General features: G+C 45.3%; 24 protein-coding genes, 2 riboswitches and 1 other annotated feature. All 24 genes read left to right on the top strand.

All coding sequences use genetic code 11. The features are described 5' to 3' along the window. The first annotated feature begins 35 nt into the window (after positions 1-35). The 24 genes from BFW96_RS04695 (at position 36) to BFW96_RS04580 (ending at position 24,555) form a co-directional block, all read left to right on the top strand. Positions 36-830, top strand: coding sequence for an ABC transporter ATP-binding protein (locus tag BFW96_RS04695; protein ID WP_040083214.1), 795 nt, complete (start codon positions 36-38; stop codon positions 828-830). A gap of 10 nt (positions 831-840) precedes the next feature. Then, a riboswitch (TPP riboswitch) is annotated at positions 841-942 on the top strand. Positions 943-1,026: 84 nt separating this feature from the next. Next, the gene (ylmB, locus tag BFW96_RS04690) at positions 1,027-2,307 is read left to right on the top strand and encodes an N-formyl-4-amino-5-aminomethyl-2-methylpyrimidine deformylase (protein WP_069838798.1); all 1,281 of its coding nucleotides are present in this window, start codon (positions 1,027-1,029) and stop codon (positions 2,305-2,307) included. Between the two features lie 81 nt (positions 2,308-2,388). Continuing rightward, on the top strand, positions 2,389-2,634 hold the full coding sequence (locus BFW96_RS04685) for a YlmC/YmxH family sporulation protein (protein ID WP_003232153.1): 246 nt from the start codon (positions 2,389-2,391) through the stop codon (positions 2,632-2,634). A 162-nt stretch (positions 2,635-2,796) separates the two neighbouring features. Continuing rightward, positions 2,797-3,633 (top strand): peptidoglycan editing factor PgeF, encoded by an 837-nt coding sequence (gene pgeF / locus BFW96_RS04680; protein WP_069838797.1) that lies wholly within the window; start codon positions 2,797-2,799, stop codon positions 3,631-3,633. A 5-nt stretch (positions 3,634-3,638) separates the two neighbouring features. Further along, entirely contained in the window at positions 3,639-4,331 is a 693-nt protein-coding gene (locus tag BFW96_RS04675; RefSeq protein WP_014663902.1) for a YggS family pyridoxal phosphate-dependent enzyme, read from the top strand. Next, on the top strand, positions 4,328-4,783 hold the full coding sequence (gene sepF, locus BFW96_RS04670; protein WP_014476753.1) for a cell division protein SepF: 456 nt from the start codon (positions 4,328-4,330) through the stop codon (positions 4,781-4,783). The genes BFW96_RS04675 and sepF overlap by 4 nt, the downstream gene beginning before the upstream one ends. A 6-nt stretch (positions 4,784-4,789) precedes the next feature. Next, positions 4,790-5,062, top strand: a complete 273-nt coding sequence (locus tag BFW96_RS04665; RefSeq protein ID WP_003221463.1) for a YggT family protein — start codon at positions 4,790-4,792, stop codon at positions 5,060-5,062. A 60-nt stretch (positions 5,063-5,122) separates the two neighbouring features. Then, entirely contained in the window at positions 5,123-5,896 is a 774-nt protein-coding gene (locus BFW96_RS04660; protein WP_040083211.1) for a YlmH family RNA-binding protein, read from the top strand. A gap of 93 nt (positions 5,897-5,989) precedes the next feature. Further along, positions 5,990-6,484, top strand: a complete 495-nt coding sequence (divIVA, locus tag BFW96_RS04655) for a septum site-determining protein DivIVA (protein ID WP_003221468.1) — start codon at positions 5,990-5,992, stop codon at positions 6,482-6,484. A 62-nt stretch (positions 6,485-6,546) separates the two neighbouring features. Then, positions 6,547-6,773, top strand: a binding site (T-box leader). Positions 6,774-6,825: 52 nt separating this feature from the next. Further along, positions 6,826-9,591, top strand: coding sequence for an isoleucine--tRNA ligase (ileS, locus tag BFW96_RS04650; protein WP_069838796.1), 2,766 nt, complete (start codon positions 6,826-6,828; stop codon positions 9,589-9,591). A gap of 145 nt (positions 9,592-9,736) precedes the next feature. Beyond that, positions 9,737-10,111, top strand: a complete 375-nt coding sequence (gene ylyA / locus BFW96_RS04645; RefSeq protein ID WP_069838795.1) for a sporulation-related RNA polymerase-binding protein YlyA — start codon at positions 9,737-9,739, stop codon at positions 10,109-10,111. A gap of 103 nt (positions 10,112-10,214) precedes the next feature. Further along, positions 10,215-10,679, top strand: a complete 465-nt coding sequence (lspA, locus tag BFW96_RS04640; RefSeq protein ID WP_014663906.1) for a signal peptidase II — start codon at positions 10,215-10,217, stop codon at positions 10,677-10,679. 1 nt (position 10,680) lies between these two features. After that, a complete protein-coding gene (locus BFW96_RS04635; RefSeq protein ID WP_014476756.1) occupies positions 10,681-11,592 on the top strand; it encodes an RluA family pseudouridine synthase in 912 nt (303 codons plus the stop codon). 181 nt (positions 11,593-11,773) lie between these two features. Continuing rightward, positions 11,774-12,319 carry a bifunctional pyrimidine operon transcriptional regulator/uracil phosphoribosyltransferase gene (gene pyrR / locus BFW96_RS04630; RefSeq protein ID WP_003221477.1) on the top strand — a complete coding sequence of 182 codons (546 nt, stop codon included), beginning with the start codon at positions 11,774-11,776 and terminating at the stop codon, positions 12,317-12,319. Between the two features lie 174 nt (positions 12,320-12,493). Then, positions 12,494-13,801: a uracil permease PyrP gene (gene pyrP, locus BFW96_RS04625; RefSeq protein ID WP_040083209.1), complete on the top strand. Its 1,308-nt coding sequence runs from the start codon at positions 12,494-12,496 to the stop codon at positions 13,799-13,801. A gap of 145 nt (positions 13,802-13,946) precedes the next feature. Beyond that, positions 13,947-14,861 (top strand): aspartate carbamoyltransferase catalytic subunit, encoded by a 915-nt coding sequence (locus tag BFW96_RS04620; protein ID WP_069838794.1) that lies wholly within the window; start codon positions 13,947-13,949, stop codon positions 14,859-14,861. Next, complete coding sequence (locus BFW96_RS04615) at positions 14,845-16,131, top strand: dihydroorotase (protein ID WP_040083207.1); 1,287 nt, start codon at positions 14,845-14,847, stop codon at positions 16,129-16,131. Before BFW96_RS04620 ends, BFW96_RS04615 begins: the two co-directional genes overlap by 17 nt. Next, entirely contained in the window at positions 16,128-17,222 is a 1,095-nt protein-coding gene (locus BFW96_RS04610; protein WP_014663911.1) for a carbamoyl phosphate synthase small subunit, read from the top strand. The genes BFW96_RS04615 and BFW96_RS04610 overlap by 4 nt, the downstream gene beginning before the upstream one ends. Continuing rightward, on the top strand, positions 17,207-20,422 hold the full coding sequence (gene carB / locus BFW96_RS04605; protein WP_040083206.1) for a carbamoyl-phosphate synthase (glutamine-hydrolyzing) large subunit: 3,216 nt from the start codon (positions 17,207-17,209) through the stop codon (positions 20,420-20,422). The genes BFW96_RS04610 and carB overlap by 16 nt, the downstream gene beginning before the upstream one ends. Then, on the top strand, positions 20,419-21,189 hold the full coding sequence (pyrK, locus tag BFW96_RS04600; protein WP_069838793.1) for a dihydroorotate oxidase B electron transfer subunit: 771 nt from the start codon (positions 20,419-20,421) through the stop codon (positions 21,187-21,189). Before carB ends, pyrK begins: the two co-directional genes overlap by 4 nt. Then, positions 21,189-22,124: a dihydroorotate dehydrogenase gene (locus BFW96_RS04595; protein WP_069838792.1), complete on the top strand. Its 936-nt coding sequence runs from the start codon at positions 21,189-21,191 to the stop codon at positions 22,122-22,124. The genes pyrK and BFW96_RS04595 overlap by 1 nt, the downstream gene beginning before the upstream one ends. Next, the gene (gene pyrF, locus BFW96_RS04590) at positions 22,093-22,812 is read left to right on the top strand and encodes an orotidine-5'-phosphate decarboxylase (protein ID WP_014663915.1); all 720 of its coding nucleotides are present in this window, start codon (positions 22,093-22,095) and stop codon (positions 22,810-22,812) included. The genes BFW96_RS04595 and pyrF overlap by 32 nt, the downstream gene beginning before the upstream one ends. Then, complete coding sequence (gene pyrE / locus BFW96_RS04585; RefSeq protein WP_040083202.1) at positions 22,809-23,441, top strand: orotate phosphoribosyltransferase; 633 nt, start codon at positions 22,809-22,811, stop codon at positions 23,439-23,441. The genes pyrF and pyrE overlap by 4 nt, the downstream gene beginning before the upstream one ends. Positions 23,442-23,586: 145 nt before the next feature. Then, positions 23,587-23,692, top strand: a riboswitch (SAM riboswitch). Positions 23,693-23,853: 161 nt separating this feature from the next. After that, a complete protein-coding gene (locus BFW96_RS04580; protein ID WP_003238646.1) occupies positions 23,854-24,555 on the top strand; it encodes a phosphoadenylyl-sulfate reductase in 702 nt (233 codons plus the stop codon). Positions 24,556-24,564 lie beyond the last annotated feature (9 nt).

Genomic DNA, 24,564 nt, shown 5'->3' with positions numbered 1-24,564 from the left:
AACAATTACAAAAGGCAATCAAGAGGAGGACCACGATGATTTTGCAGCTTGACAATGTCTCATTAAAACGGAATGGGAAATGGATATTGAGGGATATTCATTGGAAGGTGGAAGAAAAGGAAAATTGGGTGCTTTACGGCCTAAATGGCGCCGGGAAGACAGCACTGTTAAATATGCTTTGCTCTTATTATTTTCCAACATCAGGCGAGATGCAGGTGCTTGGCCATGAATTTGGCAAGACAGAGCTTGGGGAAAAACTCAGACGTAAAATTGGCCTCGTCTCAGCAGCTCTTCAGCAAAAATTGTACCCGGCAGATTCAGCCTTTGAAATTGCTTTGAGCGGAGCTTACGCTTCGATTGGATTATATGAAACACCAAGTAAGAAAATAAGGGAAAAAGCGATTGGTTTGTTAGAGGACTTGGGAGCAATTGAATATGCCGACCGTCGCTATGAAACCCTTTCTCAAGGGGAAAAACAAAGAGCATTGATTGCAAGAGCACTAATGGCCGATCCGGAGCTGCTGATACTGGATGAACCAGTCACAGGGCTGGATTTTATTGCCCGGGAAAAGTTGTTAGATACGATTACATACATTGCAAACAAAGAAAATGCACCATCTATCCTTTATGTGACTCATCATGCTGAGGAAATTTTGCCTGTCTTTGATAAAGCTCTTTTATTAAAGCAGGGAGAGGTCTTTGGAGCCGGAGAAATAAAGGAAATGCTTACTGATCAAATACTTTCCGCTTTTTTTGATACGCCAATCCATGTATTATGGAACCAAGATCGGCCGTTTTTAACAAGAGCTGAGCCGATAACGAATGCCTGACAAACACATAGATTCATCCTAGGGGTGCTTTGCGAAGCTGAGAGAGACTTTGTCTCAACCCTTTTGACCTGATCTGGATCATGCCAGCGGAGGGAAGCGGTGAAGAAACAGAGTGCATAGGACTCTGTTTGTTTTTATTGAGCCGTTTCATAACTTGAAGCGGCTTTTTATTTTTGAAGAATAGGAGCGGATTAGATTGGAACAACAAATAGACTCTTTGCTCAAAAAAGTGGAAGAACAAAAGGAGGAGCTTATTCAGCTGGCAAAAGCGCTGATTTTTTATCAAACACCTGCTCCGCCTGCAAGAAATACAGAGGGGATTCAGTCATGGATTTCGGGATTTTTAAATGAATTAGGATTTTCGATCGACAAATGGGATGTGTACCCTGGAGACCCCAATGTTGTAGGCCAGCTAAAGGGAACAGGTTCAGCAGATTATCATAGCCTGATCATCAATGGCCATGTAGATGTGGCAGAGGTAAAGGAGGATGAGGAATGGGAGCACGATCCATTTCATCCAATTGAAAAAAACGGTCTCTTAATCGGACGAGGCGCTTCCGATATGAAGGGCGGAATGGCATGTGTGCTGTTTGCTGTCAAATTAATTCGTGAAGCAGGCATTGAACTTCCGGGTGATCTGATTCTGCAATCGGTTATCGGGGAGGAAGTTGGAGAAGCCGGAACGCTTGAATGCTGCAAGAGGGGCTACCACGCTGATTTTGCAATTGTCGCGGATACGAGCGATATGCATATTCAAGGCCAAGGCGGTGTCATTACAGGCTGGATCGAAATCAAAAGCAGTCAAACATTTCATGATGGAACGAGACGAAATATGATTCACGCAGGCGGAGGAACATTCGGAGCAAGCGCAATTGAAAAAATGGCGAAAATCATTGCGGGGCTCGGTGAGCTTGAGCGCCACTGGTCCATTATGAAACGTTATCCCGGTTTTAAACCTGGAACAAATACAATTAACCCGGCTGTTATAGAAGGCGGCAGACATGCGGCTTTTATAGCGGACGAATGCCGGCTGTGGATCACAGTTCATTTTTATCCGAATGAAACCCATGACCAAGTGGCAGCGGAAATAGAAGATTACGTCAATCGGCTGAGTGACAGTGATATTTGGCTTAGGGAAAACCGCCCCGTATTTAAGTGGGGAGGCTCATCGATGATTGAAGACAGAGGAGAAATTTTTCCGGCATTGGAAGTTGATCCTGGCCACCCAGGCGTCTTAGCGCTTACTGCCTCTCATGAGAAAGTGAAGCGGGAGAGTCCAATTATTGACGTTTCTCAATCGGTTACAGATGGTGGGTGGCTGTATGATGCCGGTATTCCATGCGTGATATACGGTCCTGGCGATCTGCACAATGCACACTCCGTGAATGAGAAGGTATCGATTGAGCAACTAGTAGAGTATACAAAAATCATCCTCGATTTTATCATGAGCTGGTGCAGCCGGAAAAAAGAACAGTGACATGAAAATTTCTTCTTGCTGACAAGGTTCAGCCTGCCCGTTCATATACTTGAAAAAAGGACGGGAAAAGGACGTGATGGAATGATCAGCATTTCAGAATTTCAGGTGAAGGATGTCGTCAATGTCTCAAACGGAAAAAAGCTGGGGAGTATTGGGGATATTGATATCAATGTGACCACTGGTAAAATTCAGGCGATCATACTAGGAGGAAATGGGAAAGTGCTCGGATTTTTCGGAAAAGAAGAGGAATTGGTCATTCCATGGCGAAATATAGTAAAAATCGGGGAAGATGTAATCTTGGTCCGATTAAGTGAACCGCATGCATAAACCTGCTTTTCTGCCGCGGATTGGCAAATGCCGGAAGTCTCGTTTCTTCCGGCACATTTCATTTAGAAATATGCAAATCGGCGCTCAACGAATGCAGAAAGATGTGGTAAAATAAGTGGGAAATTCCGCTTTTTTAAATGTTTGTCGAAAGGTTGGATCATCATGAATACATATCACCCATTTAGTCTTACCACACCCTCGACACTCATGATACAAGACTGGGCTCAAACGAATCAAAACAACAAAGAAGTCATTGCCGGATTTACGACGAAAAACGGCGGTGTCAGCCAAAAACCTTTTGAATCGTTAAATACAGGATTGCACGTTCATGACAAAGATGCAGATGTAGTTAAAAATCGTGAATATATTGCCGATATGTTTAATACTGATTTGCAGTCTTGGGTATTCGCTGATCAGACACATGATAATCGCGTTCAGAAAGTGACGCAGAGGGATAGGGGAAAAGGCGCCCGTGAGTATCACACAGCGCTAAAAGCAACGGACGGGCTCTATACAAACGAAAAAAATGTATTTTTAGCATTATGCTTTGCTGATTGTGTGCCTCTTTTCTTTTATGATCCGGTTAAATCACTTGTCGGAGTTGCCCATGCCGGGTGGAAGGGCACTGTCAAACAGATTGGCAGAGAAATGGTGAAGCAATGGACTGAGAAGGAAGGTTCAAATCCTTCAGATATTCAGGCTGTTATTGGCCCATCTATCAGCGGAGCATGCTATAAGGTAGATGACCGTGTCATGGATGCTGTCCGCGCATTGCCGGTTTCAGCAGACCGTGCCGTTAATCAGACGGCAATGGCACAATATCAGCTTGATTTGAAAGAGCTGAACCGCCTCATACTGATAGACAGCGGTTTGGCAAATGAACAGATTTCTGTCAGCGGTTTATGCACGGAAAGCGAGCCGTCTCTTTTCTATTCTCACCGCCGCGATCAGGGGAAAACTGGACGGATGATGTCCTTTATCGGAATGAAGGAGGCATAAAGATCTTGCGTGTTGTTGATAATTTACGACATATAAACGAACGAATAAACGAAGCATGTAACAGATCGGGCCGCAGCTCCGATGAAGTTACGGTTATTGCAGTCACAAAATATGTATCGCCTGAAAGAGCACAGGAGGCAGTAGATGCTGGCATCACCTGCCTCGGAGAGAATCGGGATGCGGAACTGCTCCGCAAACAGGAATTGATGAAAGGGAATCCGGAATGGCATTTTATCGGCAGTCTGCAATCAAGAAAAGCAAAATCTGTCGTCAATGCGGTTTCTTATATCCATTCCCTAGACCGGCTCTCATTAGCGAAAGAAATTGAAAAACGGGCTGAAGGTACTGTCCGATGCTTTGTGCAGGTCAATACCTCTCTTGAGCCTTCTAAACACGGCATGAAAAAAGAAGAAGTCATTCCATTCATACAGGAGCTTTCCGGTTTCGAACATATCCAAGTGGCCGGACTGATGACAATGGCTCCGCTGACTGATGATCAAGATCAGATCAGAAGCTGTTTCAGGTCGCTGAGAGAACTCCGTGACCAGGTTCAGAAACTGAAGCAGCCGAACGCTCCGTGTACTGAACTGTCGATGGGCATGTCAAATGATTTTGAAATTGCAATTGAAGAAGGGGCTACTTATATTAGAATCGGCTCATCGTTAGTCGGAAATGAAACAGGGGGTGTACAGCAATGAGTATGAAAAATAAACTGAAAAACTTTTTCTCGATGGAAGATGAAGAATATGAATATGAATATATTGAGACAGAGCGGGAATCGCATGAGGAGCATGAGCAAAAAGAAAAGCCGGCTTATACCGGGAATAAACCTGCGGGCAAACAGAATGTAGTGAGCTTGCAAAGTGTTCAGAAATCCTCTAAAGTGGTGTTGAGTGAGCCGCGCGTGTATGCGGAGGCGCAGGAAATAGCCGACCATTTGAAGAACCGGCGGGCAGTTGTCGTCAATCTTCAGCGGATACAGCATGACCAGGCGAAGCGGATTGTTGACTTTTTAAGCGGAACCGTCTATGCCATCGGCGGAGATATTCAAAGAATCGGCTCAGATATCTTTCTCTGCACGCCTGATAACGTAGATGTATCAGGCACGATTTCTGAGCTCATATCTGAAGACGAACATCAGAGGTGGTAAAGCGAGATGATCCTTTATCAAGTTTTTTCGGTTTTAAGCTTATTAATCACAATATACTCATTTGCCCTGATCATATACATTTTTATGTCATGGGTGCCGAGTACGAGGGAAACAGCAGTCGGGCGTTTTTTAGCATCGATTTGTGAACCATATCTCGAACCATTCAGAAAAATCATCCCTCCGATTGCAATGCTGGATATTTCACCAATCGTAGCAATCCTTGTGCTTCGATTTGCGACTACTGGCTTGTGGGGACTTTACCGCATGATTGCGTTTTAATGTGACAGTTTGATAGGGGCTTGGCAGCAGCCAAGCCTCTTTACATAGAAGGGAAAGACGATGAGCGATATCTATCAGCACTTCAGAAAAGACGAGCGGGCCTTTATTGATCAGGCGCTCGAATGGAAAAGAATTGTCCAAGAGCAGTACAGAATGAAGCTGACCGACTTTTTAGACCCTCGAGAGCAGGTCATCCTCACTGCTGTTACGGGACAGACAGACGTCGGGCTTGCTTTTTCCGGCGGCTATGACAGAGCGGAGCGGAAACGGGCGATTCTGTATCCAGAATACATTACTCCAGAAGAATCGGATTTTGAACTGCAGGCGTTTAACGTCCGTTATGCTGACAAGTTTGTCTCAGTAGATCACCGTTCTCTGCTTGGTGCATTAATGGGCATAGGATTAAAGCGGCAAAAATTCGGTGACATCGTGTTTTCTGAATCAGCTGTGCAATTGATTGTATCAGCCGATACCGCTGATTTTGTGGCCGCACAGCTGACTCAAGCAGGCAAAGCGACGGTCAGCCTTGAGAAAATTGGCTTGTCAGACCTTAACATTCCGGCTATTGATGTCGAAATAAGAGATGACACGGTTTCTTCTTTAAGGCTTGACGCTGTCTGCGCCTCTATGAGCAGGCAATCCCGCCAGAAATCACAGACACTTGTGAAAAACGGGCTCGTAAAAGTGAACTGGAAGGTAGTTGAAGATCCTTCCTACATAGTGGCAGAAGGGGACATGCTGTCTATCAGAGGCTTTGGCCGCTGCAGTTTATCCAAAATCGAAGGAAAAACCAAAAAAGACAAATGGAGAGTTACGTTTGAACGACAAAAATAGTCGGTTTTTCAGTTTTTTTCTCCATCTGTGCGAAATTTGTTTTATAATGTGAACTAGATAACCGTACTGAAATGTAAAAATGGAGGTGGCATCATGCCATTAACGCCAAATGATATTCACAACAAGACGTTTACAAAAAGTTTTCGCGGATATGATGAAGATGAAGTAAATGAATTTCTAGCGCAAGTCAGAAAAGATTACGAAATTGTTCTCCGGAAGAAAACGGAACTAGAAGCGAAAGTCAATGAGCTAGATGAAAGAATCGGACACTTTGCCAATATTGAAGAAACATTGAATAAATCGATTTTAGTTGCCCAAGAAGCAGCTGAAGACGTAAAACGCAATTCTCAAAAAGAGGCAAAGCTGATCGTACGGGAAGCGGAGAAAAATGCTGATCGCATTATCAACGAATCGTTATCAAAATCAAGAAAAATCGCCATGGAAATCGAAGAGCTGAAAAAACAGTCTAAAGTGTTCAGAACACGTTTCCAAATGCTGATTGAGGCTCAGCTCGATCTTCTGAAAAATGACGATTGGGATCATCTCCTTGAGTATGAAGTCGACGCTGTATTTGAGGAAAAGGAATAAATTCTCTGATTGTCTTGACATTTTCTTAGCTTGTCGAATATAATACGTTCATAAATTCAGATGAAAAAACGGTTGAAAGGGACAGTCATGTTTCCTTCAGGCCTTCATAGCGACCCGGAGATGGTGAGAGTCCGGGATGGCCGGAATCATGTAGATCAGCCCTTAAGTTTCCTTTCTGAACTCACAGTAGGTTAGGACGTTCATCACGTTACGATGCTCAAGAGGAAAAAGCGTATGCTGGCTTTTTCTAAAAGGGTGGTACCGCGAGATAAGCTTTCTCGTCCCTTATGGGATGAGAGGGCTTTTTTTATTTTCTGAAAAAATGCAGTGGAGGAATGAAAATGGATTTTAAAGACACGCTCTTAATGCCAAAAACAGATTTCCCGATGCGTGGAAATTTGCCAAACCGTGAGCCTGACATTCAAAAGAAATGGGAGGAAGAGGATATCTATCGTCTTGTGCAGGAACGGACGAAAGACCGCCCGAAATTTGTTTTACATGACGGACCTCCGTATGCTAACGGCGACATCCATATGGGCCACGCGCTTAACAAGATTTTGAAGGATTTCATTGTCCGCTTTAAATCAATGAGCGGCTACAACGCACCGTATGTACCAGGCTGGGATACACACGGATTGCCAATTGAAACAGCTCTGACAAAAAACAAAAAAGTCAACCGCAAAGAAATGTCCGTAGCGGAATTCCGCAAACTGTGCGAAGAGTACGCTTGGAAGCAAATCGAGGGACAGCGTGAGCAATTTAAACGTCTTGGTGTCCGCGGCGATTGGGAAAACCCATATGTGACATTAAAACCGGAATACGAAGCGCAGCAAATCCGCGTATTTGGTGAAATGGCAAAACGAGGCTACATTTACAAAGGTCTTAAACCGGTTAACTGGTCACCTTCAAGTGAGTCTGCTTTGGCTGAAGCCGAAATCGAATATCAAGACAAACGTTCAGCATCTATTTATGTCGCTTTTGGTGTAAAAGACGGAAAAGGCGTTCTTGAAAATGGTGAACGTATCATCATCTGGACAACAACACCTTGGACAATTCCGGCGAACCTCGGAATCTCAGTGCATCCTGATCTTGAGTACAGCGTGATTGCAGTAGGCGAAGACCGCTTTGTCGTAGCAAGTGCTTTAGTCGAAAATGTTGCGTCTGCATGCGGATTTGATCAGTATGAAGTAACAAGAACGGTCAAAGGGAAGGACCTTGAGAACATTATCGCTGAACACCCGCTATATGGCAGGGATTCTCTCGTTATGCTAGGTGAACACGTAACAACTGATGCCGGAACGGGCTGTGTTCATACAGCGCCAGGGCATGGGGAAGATGACTTTATCATCGGCCAAAAATACGGTTTAGACGTACTTTGCCCAGTTGATGCAAAAGGTGTCATGACAAGCGAAGCTCCTGGCTTTGAAGGCATGTTCTATGACGATGCAAACAAAGCGATCACACAGCAGCTTGATGAAAAAGGCGCACTTGTGAAGCTTGAATTCATTACTCATTCTTATCCGCACGATTGGAGAACAAAAAAACCAACTATTTTCAGAGCGACAGCGCAATGGTTTGCTTCAATTAAAGATTTCAGATCAGACCTGCTGGACGCCATCAAAGAAACCAAGTGGGTTCCTGAATGGGGCGAGCAGCGTTTGCACAACATGGTTCGGGACCGCGGAGACTGGTGTATTTCCAGACAGCGTGCGTGGGGTGTGCCGATTCCGGTCTTTTATGCCGAAAATGGAGAACCGGTTATTACGGATGAAACCATTGAACATGTTTCTGAATTGTTCAGACAGCACGGATCAAACATTTGGTTTGAAAAAGAAGCAAAGGATCTTCTTCCAGAAGGCTTTACACATCCTGGAAGCCCGAACGGCACATTTACAAAAGAACAGGATATCATGGATGTTTGGTTTGATTCAGGCTCTTCACATCAAGCAGTACTTGAAGAACGTGATGACCTCGTTCGTCCGGCTGATTTATACCTAGAGGGATCTGACCAATATCGCGGCTGGTTTAACTCTTCTCTTTCTACAGCAGTAGCCGTAACAGGAAAAGCGCCGTATAAAGGTGTGCTCAGCCATGGGTTCGCACTGGATGGAGAAGGACGCAAGATGAGTAAATCAATCGGTAACGTTGTTGTTCCGGCTAAAGTTATGAAACAGCTTGGTGCCGACATCTTAAGATTATGGGTATCTTCAGTGGATTATCAGGCGGATGTTCGCGTGTCTGACGCCATTCTGAAGCAGGTTGCGGAAGTATATCGTAAAATCCGTAACACGTTCCGTTTCCTTCACGGCAACCTTTTCGATTTTGATCCAAAAACAAATGCGGTGGCTGTTGAAGAACTTCGTGAAGTGGATCAGTATATGCTGATTAAGCTGAACAAACTGATTGATAAAGTGAAAAAAGCGTATGATGAGTACGAATTTGCGGTTGTGTATCACAGCATCCATAATTTCTGCACAATCGAATTAAGCTCATTCTATCTCGATTTTGCAAAGGATATTGTTTACATCGAGCATGCGGATCATCCGGATAGACGCAGCATGCAGACAGTATTCTACGAAACGCTTCTTGCATTAGTGAAGCTTTCAGCGCCTATCCTTCCGCATACGGCTGACGAATTATGGTCTCATTTAACATTTGTTGAAGAGCAGAGCGTTCAGCTGACAGATATGCCGGAAACAATCGCAGTTCCAAACAGTGAAGCGACTGAAGAAAAATTTGACCGCTTTATGGCTCTTCGTGATGACGTGCTAAAAGCATTAGAAACTGCGCGGAATGAAAAAATTATCGGTAAATCATTGGAAGCTAACCTGAAATTGTATCCAAATAAAGAAAACAAAGAGCTCTTGGCTTCCATTAAAGAAAATCTTTCTCAGCTGTTTATTGTGTCAGAACTGACAATCAGTGAAGAACAGGAAGCGCCGAACGATGCGCAAAGCTTTCCGACAGGTAAAATCGCTGTCGAAAAAGCGGAAGGCGAAATGTGTGAGAGATCACGTGTGATTTCAAAAGATGTAGGGGCAAATCCGAAATATCCTACACTTTCATTACGCAACGCTGAAATTGTTGAAAAATACTATGAAAAATAATACAAAAGGGGCCCGGCGTAAAAGCCGGGCTTTTTTTGTGCCAAGAGTGACATCCTTTAGAACGGCAGGAAAAATCTTATGGGCTTTAGATCATCATTCATAGGCAACAATAAAGGTACTACGTTAAGAGCAGGAGTTGTGAAGAATGAATGATCAACTGACCGCAATTTACACGGAACTTCTTCTGATGAAAGAAGAATTACAGTCGAGATTATTTGAGTATTCTTGCTTTCAGGTTTCTACAAGCCCGCAAGCAGCAATCAATCATAAACAAAAAGCAACTCTGATCTATCACATTAAAGAAGAGCTTCAAGACGTTCTCCTTGCATTGTCGAAAATCGAAAACGGCACATTCGGATACTGTGAAGAAACCGGGGCCCCCATTCCTCTTTCAAAGCTGGCGGTGCTGCCGACGGCCCGAACAGCAAACGATTTTCTTTATTCTGTCCAATTCGAAAAAAAAACGCTTCCGATATGGAGATCAACGGATATCGAATATGGTCAGGCACTGTATGAATAAACAGTGTCTGACCAGTTAATATGCCTGATATTTCTTTACTCCAGTGCTTTTTATTGATAAAATGCATAATGGATTAAAGTAACCGTAAACTGGAGGAACGTTTGTGCTGTATTATATAATTGCACTACTTATTATTGCAGCCGATCAATTGACAAAATGGCTAGTCGTTAAGAACATGGAACTTGGCCAAAGCATTCCGATCATTGATCAGGTATTCTATATCACCTCCCATCGCAATACGGGTGCTGCATGGGGGATATTAGCGGGTCAGATGTGGTTTTTCTACCTCATAACAACCGCTGTTATTATTGGTATTGTTTATTACATACAGCGTTATACAAAAGGACAAAGGCTTCTTGGCGTTGCCCTTGGGCTTATGCTTGGCGGTGCCATCGGCAACTTTATCGATCGGGCTGTCAGACAAGAAGTTGTGGATTTTATCCATGTTATAATTGTGAATTACAATTACCCGATTTTTAACATCGCGGACTCTTCACTATGTGTCGGCGTCATGCTTTTATTTATACAAATGCTGTTGGACAGCGGGAAAAAGAAAAAGGAGCAATAGCATGAATCAAATTGATATAACCGCTTCAGAAGAACAAAAAAGTGAGCGGATTGATAAATTTTTGGCATCAACTGAGAATGATTGGTCAAGAACCCAGGTTCAGCAATGGGTAAAAGACGGACAGGTTGTCGTGAACGGGAGCGCGGTGAAAGCAAATTATAAAATTCAGCCGGGTGATCAGGTGACCGTCACTGTACCCGAACCGGAAGCGCTCGACGTCCTGGCAGAACCTATGGATCTTGATATTTATTATGAAGATCAGGATGTGCTGGTTGTCAATAAGCCGCGCGGAATGGTTGTACACCCAGCACCCGGTCATCTTACGGGCACACTTGTAAACGGCCTTATGGCTCATTGCACAGACCTTTCCGGAATCAATGGTGTGATGCGTCCGGGGATTGTTCACAGAATCGATAAGGACACGTCCGGTTTATTAATGGTGGCGAAAAATGATATGGCACACGAGTCACTTGTAAACCAATTGGTCAACAAAACGGTCACGCGAAAGTATACGGCTGTTGTCCACGGGCTTATTTCTCATGATGACGGCACAATTGACGCGCCGATCGGGCGGGATAAAAAAGACCGTCAAAGCATGACTGTGACACGTGATGGCAAAAACGCTGTCACTCATTTTCATGTGCTTGAGCGTTTTCAGGACTTTACGTTAGTGGAATGCCAGCTTGAAACAGGGAGAACCCATCAAATTCGTGTTCATATGAAATATATCGGATTCCCATTAGCGGGCGACCCGAAATATGGTCCTAGAAAAACAATCGACTTTAACGGCCAGGCGCTTCACGCGGGCGTTTTAGGTTTTGACCACCCGCGAACAGGAGAATATGTCGAATTTGAAGCGCCGCTTCCTGAGGATATGGCAGAATTAATCGAAACCCTCAGAAAAAACGGTTGACAGAGTGTTTCATTTCTGAAATAATAAACGAAGCTGAATAGATTCTTTAAAACAGTCCAGAGAGGCTGAGAAGGATAACGGATAGACGGGATGCGTGTATAGTGCGCACCTTGTCCTAAAACCCCTCTATGCTCTGGCAGGAGGGGTTTTTTCTTCTATATAAACTGTGAGGTGTCACACATTGAATCAAAAAGCTGTCATTCTCGACGAACAGGCAATCAGACGGGCCTTGACCAGGATTGCGCACGAAATGATCGAACGCAATAAAGGAATGAATAACTGCATTCTTGTCGGCATTAAGACAAGAGGGATTTACCTGGCAAAACGCCTTGCGGAACGAATTGAACAGATTGAAGGAAATCCTGTTACAGTCGGTGAAATTGATATTACCCTTTACAGAGACGATCTTTCTAAAAAAACGAGCAACGAAGAACCGCTTGTGAAAGGTGCAGATATTCCGGTAGATATCACAGATCAAAAAGTCATTCTCGTTGATGATGTCCTGTATACCGGAAGAACAGTCAGAGCAGGTATGGATGCGCTTGTTGATGTAGGCAGACCTTCCTCCATTCAGCTGGCTGTGCTTGTTGACAGGGGACACCGGGAGCTGCCGATACGAGCGGATTATATTGGGAAAAACATCCCGACATCAAAGGCTGAAAAGGTTATGGTTCAGCTTGATGAGGTAGATCAAAACGATCTCGTCGCCATTTATGAAAATGAATAATAGATCACCTTTTTAAGGGCAATCCAGAGAGGTTGCAAAGAGGTGCACAACAAAGACCCGAAAAGTATTCGGCAGGTCTTTGTATGCCTCTTTGCGTAAAAATAGCAAAGAGGTTTTTTTATACAGCCATTGAGTCATCCTAAAATGAAAGTCAACAATCAGGGGGAAATCATCATGAGTAAGAAAAAAGTAAATTTAGGGGTCAGGGATGTCCCGACACCTTTCTCTTGGGTTTCATTCAGCCTTCAGCATCTGTTTGCCATGTTCGGCTCAACCATTTTGGTTCCGAAGCTCGTCGGAATGAGTCCTGCTGTGGCGTTGGTGACAAGCGGCATCGGAACACTGGCGTACCTTCTTATTACGAAAGGGCAAATTCCGGCGTATCTCGGTTCATCCTTCGCCTTTATTTCTCCGATCATACTGGTAAAAGCGACCGGCGGGCCGGGAGCTGCAATGGTCGGGGCGTTTCTTGCAGGGCTGGTATACGGGCTGATTGCCTTATTGATCAGGCAGCTTGGCACAGGATGGCTGATGAAGATTCTCCCGCCTGTAGTCGTAGGACCTGTTATTATCGTCATCGGGCTGGGACTTGCAAGCACTGCGGTAAACATGGCGATGTATGCTGATCCAAATGCGAGTGAATTGGTTTACAGCTTAAAGCACTTCAGTGTTGCAGGCGTTACGCTGGCCATCACGATTATTTGCGCGATTTTCTTGCGAGGATTCTTAAGCCTGATTCCGGTTTTGATCGGAATCATCGGCGGATACCTGTTCGCCCTTACTCAAGGGATTGTCAACTTCCAGCCGGTGCTTGACGCGAAATGGTTCGCAGTGCCTGAATTTATCATCCCGTTCAAAGACTATTCGCCGTCAGTAACACTCGGCATCGCGGCTGCAATGGTACCGGTCGCGTTTGTGACAATGTCGGAGCATATCGGCCATCAAATGGTGCTGAGTAAGGTTGTTGGACAAGATTTCATTAAAAAACCGGGACTGCATCGCTCTATTATGGGTGACAGCGTGGCGACAATTCTTGCTTCCCTGATCGGCGGCCCGCCGACGACGACTTATGGAGAAAACATTGGCGTGCTGGCCATCACAAGAGTATTCAGCGTCTTTGTCATCGGAGGCGCGGCAGTGATTGCCCTTTGCTTCGGCTTTATCGGCAAAATTTCAGCGCTGATCAGTTCAGTGCCGTCAGCGGTCATGGGAGGCGTCTCCTTCCTGCTGTTCGGAATCATTGCTTCAAGCGGTCTGAGAATGCTGATTGACAACAAAATTGATTATGAAAATAACCGAAACCTCATTATCACATCGGTGATCCTTGTGATCGGTGTAGGAGGCGCATTTATCCAAGTATCACAAGGCGGATTCCAAGTGTCAGGGATGGCGCTTGCCGCAATAGTCGGTGTCATCTTAAACCTGATTCTTCCGGAAGCGAAGGAAGAGCAGGCTGACACATCTGAACAACATCATATTTAAAACCTTTTAATGAAAGTCCAGAGAGGCTTGGAAGGGTTATGAAGAGAAGGAAGCTTCAATGCTGCCCTCTATTTAACCATACCCCGAGTCTATCCTAGACCCGGGGTTTTTTCAGCCTTAAGTTGAAAATGAGAGGGGAAAGAACATGAAGCATATAACGACGATGAGTGAACTCAGCACTGAGGAAATCAAAGATTTGCTTCACACAGCACAAGATCTCAAAAACGGAAAAACAGACAATCAGCTTACAGGAAAGTTTGCAGCAAACCTGTTTTTCGAACCGAGCACGAGAACGCGGTTCAGCTTCGAGGTCGCAGAAAAAAAGCTGGGCATGAATGTGCTGAACCTTGATGGAACAAGCACAAGCGTACAAAAAGGCGAAACCTTATATGATACGATTCGGACGCTCGAATCAATCGGTGTGGACGTGTGCGTCATCAGGCACAGTGAAGATGAGTATTATCAAGAGCTTGTCAGCCAGGTGAGCATTCCGATTCTGAATGCGGGAGACGGATGCGGCCAGCATCCGACACAATCACTGCTTGATTTAATGACCATTTATGAAGAGTTCAATACGTTCAAAGGGCTTACCGTCTCCATTCACGGTGACATCAAGCATAGCAGAGTGGCAAGGTCAAATGCGGAAGTGTTGACAAGATTGGGTGCCCGGGTCCTGTTTTCCGGTCCTGCGGAATGGCAGGATGAAGAAAATACATTCGGCACGTATGTCTCAATGGATGAAGCAGTGGAGTCTTCCGATGTCGTCATGCTGCTGCGCATTCAAAATGAACGGCATCAGTCCGCTGTCAGCCAGGAAGGCTATTTAAACAAATACGGCTTGACCGTAGAACGGGCTGAGCGTATGAAGCAGCATGCGATCATCATGCATCCTGCTCCGGTAAACAGAGGAGTGGAGATTGATGACAGCTTAGTAGAAAGCGAAAAATCAAGAATCTTCAAGCAAATGCAAAATGGCGTATTTATCAGAATGGCAGTGATACAGCGTGCCTTACAAACCAATATGAAAAGAGGAGAAGCATCTTATGTCATATCTCATTAAAAACGGCTGGATACTTAACGAAAATGGTGAAAAAACAGAAGCGGATATCCGAGTGACTGGAGAAACCATTACTGCAATCGGCAAGCTTGATGCAACGGATAATGAAACTGTAATTGATGCGAAAGGTTTGCTCGTTTCACCTGGGTTTGTTGATCTCCACGTCCATTTCAGAGAGCCGGGCGGAGAGAAAAAAGAAACAATTGAAACCGGGGCGAAAGCAGCGGCGCGCGGCGGCTATACAACAGTAGCAGCAATGCCGAATACGCGGCCGGTTCCCGATACAAAGGAGCAGATGGAATGGGTGCAAAACAGAATTAAAGAAACATCATGTGTCAGAGTTCTTCCATATGCATCCATTACGATCAGGCAAATCGGCGATGAAATGACAAACTTTGAAGCGTTAAAAGAAGCCGGGGCATTTGCCTTTACAGATGACGGCGTTGGGATACAGACAGCAGGCATGATGTATGAAGCGATGAAACGGGCAGCCGCAATTGACAAAGCGATTGTTGCACATTGCGAGGACAACTCTTTAATTTACGGAGGAAGCGTACATGAGGGGACATTCTCTAAAGCGAACGGGCTAAACGGCATACCTTCTGTCTGTGAATCGGTTCATATTGCCCGCGATGTGCTGCTGGCTGAGGCGGCAAACTGTCATTATCATGTATGCCATATCAGCACGAAAGAATCTGTCAGGGTTGTACGCGATGCGAAAAAAGCGGGCATTAGAGTGACAGCAGAAGTGTCGCCGCATCATTTGCTGCTTTGTGATGAGGACATCCCGGGGCTGGACACAAACTATAAAATGAATCCTCCGCTCCGCAGCGCAGAAGACAGGGCTGCTTTAATTGAAGGTCTTTTAGACGGAACAATTGATTTTATCGCAACAGACCATGCACCGCATACGGAAGAAGAGAAAAACACGGAAATGAAGCTGGCGCCATTCGGAATTGTCGGCTTAGAAACAGCATTCCCGCTTCTTTACACACACTTTGTCAAAAATGGCAGCTGGTCATTGAAGCAGCTCATTGACTACATGACAATCAAGCCATGCGAAGCGTTCGGTCTCCCATATGGAACATTACAAACGGGGCAAGTTGCTGACATGACATTAATTGATTTAGAAAAAGAAGCAGTTATAGACAAAGAGACATTTTTATCAAAAGGAAAAAATACACCATTCAATGGCATCAGCTGCACCGGCTGGCCGGTCGCTACAATTGCGGCAGGGAAGCTTGCTTATGAAGAAGGGAGACTTGTCAAATGAAGAGACGATTAGTACTGGAAAACGGAGCGGTATTCGAAGGAGAAGCCTTCGGGAGCTTAGAACACAACATGGGAGAAGTCGTTTTTAATACTGGGATGACAGGCTATCAGGAAATTTTATCTGACCCTTCTTACTGCGGGCAGATCGTAACATTGACATACCCGCTTATCGGAAATTATGGCATTAACCGTGATGATTTTGAATCCATTACCCCTTTTGTCAAAGGGCTGATCATCAAGGAATTATGTGAACTGCCTTCCAACTGGCGTTCAGCATACACATTAGACGAGTATTTAAAAATGAAAAACATTCCCGGACTCCAGGGGATTGATACAAGGAAGCTGACAAGAATGATCCGCACGGCAGGCGCGCTAAAAGGAACATTCGCTTCATCTGATGAAGACATCGAAGCTGTGCTGAAAAGACTGAACGAAACGGAATTGCCAAGAAATCAAGTATCACAAGTATCAGCCAAAACAGCATATCCGAGCCCGGGAAGAGGCAAACGCATTGTCTTGGTTGACTTCGGCATGAAGCACGGGATTCTAAGGGAGCTGAACAAACGGAAATGTGACGTCATCGTTGTGCCTTACAACATTACAGCAGAAGAAGTGCTTCAGCTGAAACCGGACGGCATCATGCTTTCTAACGGACCTGGAGACCCGAAGGATGTGCCTGAAGCGATTGAAATGATTAAAGGTGTTCTTGGAAAAGTGCCTTTATTTGGAATATGTCTCGGCCACCAATTATTCGCGCTGGCGTGCGGGGCGAATACTGAAAAAATGAAATTCGGCCACAGAGGTTCAAACCACCCGGTAAAAGAGCTGGCTACAGGGAAAGTTGCCTTAACATCTCAAAACCATGGTTATACAGTTTCATCTATCAGTGAAACAGAACTTGAAGTGACGCATATCGCAATCAACGACGATACGATTGAAGGGCTGAAGCATAAAACATTGCCGGCATTTACGGTTCAATATCATCCCGAAGCCTCACCTGGTCCTGAGGATGCTAACCATCTATTTGACAGATTCATCGAAATGATCGAAACAACAGAGAAAGAAGGGGAAGCGGTATGCCAAAACGCGTAGACATTAACAAAATTTTAGTAATCGGATCTGGGCCGATCATCATCGGCCAAGCAGCAGAATTTGATTATGCGGGAACGCAAGCCTGTCTTGCTTTGAAAGAAGAAGGCTATGAAGTCATCCTTGTCAACTCAAACCCTGCCACGATCATGACAGATACAGAAATGGCTGATCGGGTTTACATCGAACCGCTCACACCTGAATTCCTGACACGAATTATCAGAAAAGAGCGTCCAGATGCCATTCTTCCTACGCTCGGAGGCCAAACAGGTTTGAATCTTGCGGTTGAGCTTTCTGAAAGAGGCGTTTTGGCAGAATGCGGCGTCGAAGTGCTTGGCACGAAACTGTCTGCGATTCAGCAAGCTGAAGACCGTGACTTGTTCAGAACATTAATGAATGAACTGAATGAACCGGTGCCTGAAAGTGAGATTATCCATTCCCTCGAAGAAGCGGAAAAATTCGTCAGCCAAATTGGATTCCCTGTCATTGTCCGTCCGGCATATACATTAGGCGGAACAGGCGGAGGCATCTGCTCGAATGAAACAGAGCTAAAAGAAATTGTTGAGAACGGCTTGAAATTAAGCCCGGTACACCAATGTCTGCTTGAAAAGAGCATTGCCGGCTATAAAGAAATCGAGTATGAAGTCATGAGAGACAGCCAGGATCACGCCATTGTTGTTTGTAACATGGAAAACATTGATCCGGTTGGAATCCATACTGGAGACAGTATTGTTGTCGCGCCGAGCCAAACGCTCAGCGATCGCGAATATCAGCTCCTGCGGAATGTATCGTTAAAACTGATTCGCGCGCTTGGAATCGAAGGCGGATGTAACGTCCAGCTCGCCTTAGATCCAGACAGCTTCCAATATTACATCATTGAAGTAAATCCGCGTGTCAGCCGTTCATCTGCCCTTGCATCAAAAGCAACGGGATACCCGATAGCAAAGCTCGCTGCTAAAATTGCAGTAGGCCTTTCATTAGATGAAATGATGAACCCGGTAACAGGAAAAACATATGCAGCATTTGAACCTGCTCTTGACTATGTCGTATCCAAAATTCCGCGCTGGCCGTTTGATAAATTTGAATCAGCAAACAGAAAGCTCGGCACGCAAATGAAAGCAACTGGTGAAGTCATGGCGATCGGCCGCACACTTGAAGAATCATTGCTGAAGGCTGTGCGTTCACTGGAAGCTGATGTGTATCATCTTGAATTGAAGGACGCCGCTGACATTTCAGATGAACTTCTTGAAAAGCGAATTAAAAAGGCCGGTGATGAACGCTTATTCTACCTAGCTGAAGCGTACAGAAGAGGTTACACGGTAGAAGACCTTCATGAATTTTCCGCTATCGATGTCTTCTTCTTGCATAAGCTGTTCGGAATCGTACAGTTTGAAAAAGAATTGAAGGCGAATGTGGGCGATACAGATGTGCTGAGACGGGCAAAAGAACTCGGCTTCTCTGATCAGTACATCAGCCGCGAGTGGAAAATGAAAGAATCCGATCTATACAACTTGAGAAAACAAGCGGGGATTGCGCCGGTATTCAAGATGGTAGATACGTGCGCGGCGGAATTTGAGTCGGAAACACCTTACTTCTATAGCACATATGAAGAAGAAAATGAATCTGTCGTTACAGATAAGAAAAGTGTGATGGTGCTTGGTTCGGGTCCGATTCGAATCGGTCAGGGTGTCGAGTTCGACTATGCGACTGTTCACTCTGTATGGGCAATTAAACAAGCAGGCTATGAAGCCATTATTGTCAATAACAACCCGGAAACCGTTTCAACAGACTTCAGCATCTCAGACAAGCTGTATTTTGAGCCGCTTACGATTGAAGATGTTATGCACATCATTGACCTCGAACAGCCGATGGGCGTTGTCGTACAATTTGGCGGACAAACTGCGATTAACCTTGCTGATGAGCTTTCTGCACGCGGAGTGAAAATCCTTGGAACTTCATTAGAAGATTTAGACCGTGCGGAAGACCGGGATAAATTTGAACAAGCGCTTGGAGAACTTGGTGTTCCGCAGCCGCTTGGCAAAACAGCGACATCAGTTGATCAGGCAGTAAGCATCGCGAGCGATATCGGTTACCCGGTATTGGTGCGCCCTTCCTATGTACTTGGCGGCCGGGCGATGGAGATTGTGTATCATGAAGAAGAGCTGCTTCATTACATGAAAAACGCAGTCAAAATCAATCCGCAGCACCCTGTATTAATTGACAGATATTTGACTGGGAAAGAAATTGAAGTTGATGCAGTATCTGACGGTGAAACAGTCGTCATTCCGGGAATTATGGAGCACATTGAACGTGCGGGCGTTCACTCCGGAGACTCGATCGCTGTCTATCCGCCTCAATCGCTCACTGAGGACATTAAGAAAAAAATTGAACAATACACGATCGCACTTGCTAAAGGGCTGAACATTGTCGGTTTGCTCAATATTCAATTCGTCTTATCACAAGGCGAGGTGTACGTGCTCGAAGTGAACCCGAGATCAAGCAGAACCGTACCGTTCTTAAGCAAAATTACGGGTATCCCAATGGCGAATCTCGCAACAAAAATCATTCTCGGTCAAAAGCTGGCTGCGTTTGGCTATACAGAGGGCCTTCAGCCTGAGCAGCAAGGTGTATTTGTAAAAGCGCCGGTCTTCTCCTTCGCCAAGCTGAGAAGAGTGGACATTACGTTAGGGCCTGAAATGAAATCAACAGGTGAAGTCATGGGGAAAGATTCGACCCTTGAAAAGGCGCTCTATAAAGCCTTGATTGCTTCAGGTATTCAAATCCCGAACTACGGTTCCGTGCTTTTAACAGTAGCTGATAAGGACAAAGAAGAAGGGCTTGCCATTGCTAAGAGGTTCCACGCGATTGGCTACAACATTTTAGCGACGGAAGGAACGGCAGGCTACCTGAAAGAAGCTTCTATTCCAGCGAAGGTCGTCGGAAAAATCGGCCAGGATGGTCCGAACCTGCTTGATGTCATCAGAAACGGTGAAGCACAGTTTGTCATCAATACGCTGACAAAAGGAAAGCAGCCGGCAAGAGACGGATTTAGAATCAGACGTGAATCAGTAGAAAATGGTGTTGCCTGCTTAACATCGTTAGATACGGCAGAGGCGATATTGCGAGTGCTGGAAAGCATGACATTCCGCGCTGATCAAATGCCGGCAGTCAACACAAATCAGGAGGCGGCAGTCACTATATGAAAAAAGCGTATTTGACAGTATGTTCTAACCAGCAAATTGCAGACCGGGTGTATCAAATGGTTCTGAAAGGGGAGCTTGTCCAAGGGTTTACAACCCCGGGGCAGTTCCTCCATCTTAAAGTGAGCGAAGCGATCACACCTCTTTTGAGGAGGCCAATCAGCATCGCCGACGTCAATTTTGAAAAAAGTGAAGTCACCATCATTTATCGAGTAGATGGGGAAGGTACAAGGCTATTGTCTCTGAAACAGCAGGGAGAGCTTGTGGATGTCCTCGGGCCTTTGGGAAATGGCTTTCCTGTCAATGAAGTCCAACCCGGAAAGACGGCTTTGCTGGTAGGAGGCGGTGTAGGTGTGCCGCCTCTCCAAGAGCTGTCGAAACGCTTGAATGAAAAAGGGGTAAATGTCATCCACGTTTTAGGATTCCAATCGGCAAAGGATGTTTTTTACGAGAAAGAATGCCGGCAGTATGGAGACACGTTTGTGGCAACAGCTGACGGAAGCTACGGGGAAACCGGATTTGTCACAGATGTGATTAAACGGAAACATCTAGAGTTTGATATCCTTCTCAGCTGCGGGCCGACACCGATGCTCAAGGCGCTAAAACAGGAATATGCCCATAAAGAAGTATATTTGTCCATGGAGGAACGAATGGGCTGTGGAATCGGCGCATGCTTCGCGTGTGTGTGCCATACAAACGAAAGTGAGACATCCTATGTAAAAGTATGTCTCGACGGGCCTGTATTTAAAGCTCAGGAGGTGGCGCTGTAATGCTCAAGGTGAAATTGCCGGGACTTGATTTGAAAAATCCAATCATTCCTGCATCAGGCTGCTTCGGTTTTGGAAAAGAATTTTCACGTTTTTATGATTTGTCTTGTCTAGGAGCCATCATGATTAAGGCTACGACAAAGGAGCCTCGCTTCGGGAATCCGACGCCGCGGGTAGCTGAGACTGGTGCTGGAATGCTTAATGCGATCGGTCTCCAAAATCCGGGGCTGGATAGCGTTTTGCATCATGAGCTGCCGTGGCTTGAGCAGTTTGATACACCGATCATCGCCAATGTCGCGGGTTCTCAAGTCGAGGATTATGTTGAAGTCGCAGAGCAAATCAGCAAAGCGCCTAATGTACATGCACTTGAATTGAATATTTCCTGCCCGAATGTGAAAACAGGCGGGATCGCTTTTGGCACGAACCCTGAAATGGCTGCCGATTTGACAAAAGCGGTGAAAGAGGTTTCAAATGTACCCGTTTATGTGAAGCTTTCCCCGAACGTGGCTAATATCACAGAGATTGCGTTAGCAATCGAGGAAGCGGGAGCGGACGGCCTTACGATGATCAACACACTAATCGGCATGAGACTCGATTTAAAAACCGGCAAACCGATATTAGCGAATAAAACAGGGGGACTTTCCGGCCCTGCTGTGAAGCCGGTTGCCATTCGCATGGTGTATGAAGTCAGCCAGGCGGTCAACATCCCGATTATCGGAATGGGAGGCGTGCAGTCGGCCGAAGATGCCCTGGAATTTCTTCTCGCTGGAGCAAGCGCGGTCGCTGTCGGAACAGCAAATTTTGTGAATCCTTTTGCATGTCCAGAGATTATTGAACAGCTCCCATCTGTTTTGCGCCAATACGGCTATCAATCAATTGAAGAATGCATCGGAAGGAGCTGGAATCATGAAAAACAACCTGCCCATCATCGCGCTTGATTTTGCATCAGCTGAAGAAACACTTGCGTTCTTAACGCCTTTTCAGCAAGAACCGTTATTTGTAAAGGTTGGAATGGAGCTTTTTTACCAAGAAGGGCCATCTATCGTGAAACAGCTAAAAGAAAGAAACTGCGAGCTGTTTTTGGATCTAAAGCTTCATGACATTCCGACCACTGTAAACAAGGCGATGAAGCGTCTTGCCAGTCTCGGCGTAGACCTCGTCAATGTTCATGCGGCCGGGGGCAAAAAAATGATGCAAGCAGCTCTTGAAGGCTTAGAAGAAGGTACGCCGGCGGGGAAAAAACGCCCGTCACTTATTGCGGTAACCCAGCTGACAAGCACATCTGAACAAATCATGAAGGATGAACTGCTGATCGAAAAGCCTCTGATCGATACGGTTGTGCACTACAGCAAACAGGCGGAAGAAAGCGGACTGGATGGAGTGGTCTGCTCTGTTCATGAAGCAAACGCCATTTACCAAGCAGTGTCGCCTTCATTTCTGACTGTCACTCCAGGGATCAGAATGTCAGATGACGCTGCGAATGACCAAGTCCGCGTGGCGACACCTGCAATTGCAAGAGAAAAAGGTTCATCAGCGATTGTAGTAGGACGCTCGATTACAAAAGCGGAAGATCCGGTAAAAGCCTATAAGGCTGTCAGACTTGAATGGGAGGGAATCAAATCTTGAAACAAATCATCGCAAAACATCTATTAGACATCCAAGCTGTATTTTTACGTCCGAACGAGCCGTTCACATGGGCAAGCGGCATTTTATCACCAATCTACTGTGACAACCGCCTGACGCTATCTTTCCCAGAGGTCAGAAATGATGTCGCCTCAGGCATCAGCAAGCTTGTTAAAGAGCATTTTCCCGAAGCTGAAATGATAGCAGGAACAGCAACTGCGGGTATTCCTCATGCTGCTCTGGCGGCTGACCGTTTGAATCTTCCGATGTGTTATGTGAGGAGCAAGCCGAAAGCGCACGGAAAAGGCAATCAGATTGAGGGAGCTGTGCAGAAAGGGCAAAAAACGGTCGTTATTGAAGACTTAATCTCCACAGGAGGCAGCGTGCTTGAAGCTTGTGCAGCTTTACAAGCGGCTGGCTGTGAGGTGCTTGGTGTCGTCTCAATCTTTACGTACGGACTTCCCAAAGCAGAAGAAGCCTTCGCAAAGGCAGAACTGCCATACTACTCATTAACTGATTACGATACGCTCACAGAGGTCGCACTTGAGAACGGAAATATTCATTCAGATGATCTAAAAAAGCTGAAAACATGGAAACGAAATCCCGAGTCAAAAGATTGGTTTAAAAAATAAAAAATAAATTCCAACGATGTAAAGAGGCTTCAAAGCCTTGCTGTACTTAAAAACAGGCCATGAGGCCTGTTTTTTTATTAATCCTATAAAAAAAGTCGGGTTGACTTATGTTAGAATTGTGCTAAAATTTACTACAAATCTGAAAAACTTATCAAGAGCGGCTGAGGGACTGGACCTATGAAGCCCGGCAACCTGCATAGTTTGTAAGGTGCTACTTCCAGCAAAATGAATTCCATTTTGAAAGATAAGGGCTACATGCTGTTCCTGTCTTTCTTTCCGCCGGATTGAAAGTTTTTTATTTTAAGAGGCAAAAAGGCTGTTTGAAATCACCAGCCAAGAATCACATTACAATTGGGAAAGACAACCGGCAGGAAGCTACTGTTTGTTTGTCTCCGAAAGGAGGAAAGAAGAAATGTTAACGTATGATAATTGGGAAGAACCAACGATTACATTTCCGGAAGACGATCCTTATAAAGGAGCGCTGTCAGTTTTAAAGTGGGCATACGGCCATTACGGCAACCAGCTTGTTTATGCCTGCAGTTTCGGAATTGAGGGAATCGTTTTGATTGACTTAATTTATAAAGTGAAAAAAGACGCAGAGATTGTGTTTCTTGATACAGGACTTCATTTTAAAGAGACCTATGAAACAATTGAACGAGTGAAAGAGCGTTATCCAGGTCTTAATATCATCCTGAAAAAACCAGACCTCACCCTTGAGGAACAAGCCGAGGAATATGGTGACAAACTGTGGGAAAGAGAGCCGAATCAGTGCTGCTACCTTAGAAAGGTCGTTCCTTTAAGAGAGGCGCTTTCAGGACATCCAGCCTGGCTTTCCGGTCTGCGCCGTGATCAAGGGCCAAGCCGTGCCAATACGAATTTCTTAAACAAAGATGAAAAATTCAAGTCAGTAAAAGTTTGCCCGCTTATCCATTGGACTTGGAAAGACATTTGGAGATACACATCACGGAATGAACTGGACTACAATCCGCTTCATGACCAAGGATACCCAAGTATTGGCTGTGCGCCTTGCACTGCTCCCGCTTTTACCGCAGAGGATCTGCGTTCAGGCAGATGGAATGGTATGGCGAAAACAGAATGCGGACTGCATGAATAAGGAGCTGCA

It is taken from the genome of Bacillus sp. F56 (assembly GCF_001748205.1).
Taxonomy (GTDB): domain Bacteria; phylum Bacillota; class Bacilli; order Bacillales; family Bacillaceae; genus Bacillus; species Bacillus stercoris.
The sequence above is the reverse complement of the archived record's forward strand: the minus strand, read 5'-3'. Positions and strand labels throughout refer to the sequence as shown.